3 protein-coding genes are annotated in these 1,865 nt (G+C 66.7%); 1 reads left to right on the top strand and 2 read right to left on the bottom strand.

Annotation, left to right across the window (positions count from 1 at the left end; translation table 11 throughout):
- Window positions 1–235: 235 nt before the first annotated feature.
- Window positions 236–460 (top strand): hypothetical protein, encoded by a 225-nt coding sequence (locus tag ABT296_RS38570; RefSeq protein WP_351934815.1) that lies wholly within the window; start codon window positions 236–238, stop codon window positions 458–460.
- A gap of 135 nt (window positions 461–595) precedes the next feature.
- Here ABT296_RS38570 and ABT296_RS38565 read toward each other — a convergent pair whose 3' ends face one another.
- Complete coding sequence (locus ABT296_RS38565) at window positions 596–883, bottom strand: hypothetical protein (RefSeq protein WP_351934814.1); 288 nt, start codon at window positions 881–883, stop codon at window positions 596–598.
- Window positions 884–1,234: 351 nt separating this feature from the next.
- Window positions 1,235–1,576: a plasmid transfer protein KilB gene (gene kilB, locus ABT296_RS38840; RefSeq protein WP_502977441.1), complete on the bottom strand. Its 342-nt coding sequence runs from the start codon at window positions 1,574–1,576 to the stop codon at window positions 1,235–1,237.
- Window positions 1,577–1,865 lie beyond the last annotated feature (289 nt).

The following is a 1,865-nucleotide window of genomic DNA, read 5'->3' as shown; positions in this document are numbered from 1 at the left end:
GTACGTCACCCCGCTCGAAACGCGATCCCTGCTCAGGCAGAACCTCGTCCCGGCAGCGTAGACACCCGCTGTCCAGTTCGCGGGGGGAACTTCAACCGTAGCTGACCAGGGGCTTTGGGATTCGATCAATTTCGGGGCCGTTGACCCCGACGCTCACAGCTCCAGGGGCAGATCGGTGCCTGCGGGGCAACCGTCGAGGACCTCCAGTCGGTGCTGCAGCAGCTTCAGTTACGACTTGCCCCGCAATGGATCGCGGGGCGGCCCCCCGGTACGGAGCCTCGTCGTCAACCACGATCCGCGTGACCCGGCCGGTGTGCCCCTCAGCCTGCAGCGTGAGAGCGGCTGCGGCGTCGGCCACCCGGCCTCGACGACGAAAAGGCCGGAGCCGTCAGGCATGCGCGGCCTCGGCCATCTGCCCCTGCGTGATGAGGACATGCTGGACACGCAGACGGCGAGCTGACCCGACCGTACCGGTCACAGGATGTCGGGTCCGGCACAGTGGGACTTCCCTGGCGTGGAGATCGGTAAAGGAAGGATGGCCAGGAGTGCTGGAGCGGCTGAAACTCAGCGCGACATGAGCACAGCGCAGGCATGGTCACTCAGCCTCCGGCCGGATGGCGGGGGAAGCACACACGAGGAAGGGTCCAGCAGCTCTGCTCCACGACTCGCCTCGCGCGAGTGCGGCTGCCCCTTCCGTACGCAGCGCCTCGACCACGGGGGCCAAGAAGTCCGTCTGCCAATGCCGCACGGTTTCCGGCTTCATGCCGCTGGACTCGACCGCTGCCCCCACCTTGGCTGCCAGAGCGTCGGCGCCCTGCGCCAGGCTGTCGCCGCTCCACTCGTCAACATGTTGGGCCACCAGGGCCCACGACAGCTTGATCATGCGCGGATCATAGAGGGAACGGCGAAGAGCAGGAAGGCAGCGTACTGGGTGGGGTACGACGTCTGAAGTCCACCCTCCCTACCGCCGCCAATTTGCCCTCCGGTTGGGCCGGTCCGGAGAAGTCCGAGCCGCTGGCAGCGAGGGCAGAGCCACTTTGCAGCCGGTCGGTCGGCTCCGCGTCGGCACATCCCGCAGTGGCTGGCGGTCGGTGAGCGATCGGGCGCCCGCAGACAGCTATGGCACGCGCGGTCGCGACCTCGGAGGGGTTCCCGCCGCCAACGCTGGGGAATGGCCGACATCAACTGACGCAGTGGGAGCGTCGAGGAGTCCACGGGGACGAACCTGAGCGGCCTACCGGATCTCTTCGCGGGTGCCGTCGACGAATGCCGTGACCGCGACCCGGCACAGGCGGGTCAGCTCTTCCGATTCCTCGGAGGTGGCGGCGTCGTAGATACGGCGGGCCGCATCGAATGCTTCTTCGGCGAAACAGTGCACGTGTGGACTGCTGGTAAGCAGGAGAAGACGGTATAGGGCCTGCCGTGCTTCGCTTCTGCGGTCGAAGCCGCGCCGCTTCGAACTCTTCTGGCGTTCTCTGTCTGTAGTGCCAGCGCCTGAGTTCGGCGTTGGCTGCCACGATAACTGCGGCGGCGTACTGGCTGTAGGTGTTGATCCGCTCCAGGCGCATGTCCCGATCGCGCGCTGCCTGGTCGGCCCGGCCTCCCAGCTCTGGCTGGACTGCGAGCGCAGGGTCGCAATTCTGTCGTGGTTACTGTGTCCGGCCAGGCTCTGACCTCAGGCGACGTCAACCCGCGTGACGGGATGTGCCAGCGAACTTGGCGGTGTTCGGAGAGAGTGGTGGAGCGCTGCTGGGCCGCCCCCCGCCGCGACGAGTAATAGTCAAGACCTGTGGATCAGTTGAGGTTGTTCAGGCTGCGTGAGTCTCGGGGCGTTCGACGAGGTGGCCGCGTTCGAAGTGGGCTCC

The sequence above is a fragment of the Streptomyces sp. NPDC000983 genome, from assembly GCF_040299205.1.
Lineage (GTDB): Bacteria > Actinomycetota > Actinomycetes > Streptomycetales > Streptomycetaceae > Streptomyces.
Note: the sequence above shows the minus strand (reverse complement) of the source record. Positions and strands in the feature narration are given on the sequence as shown.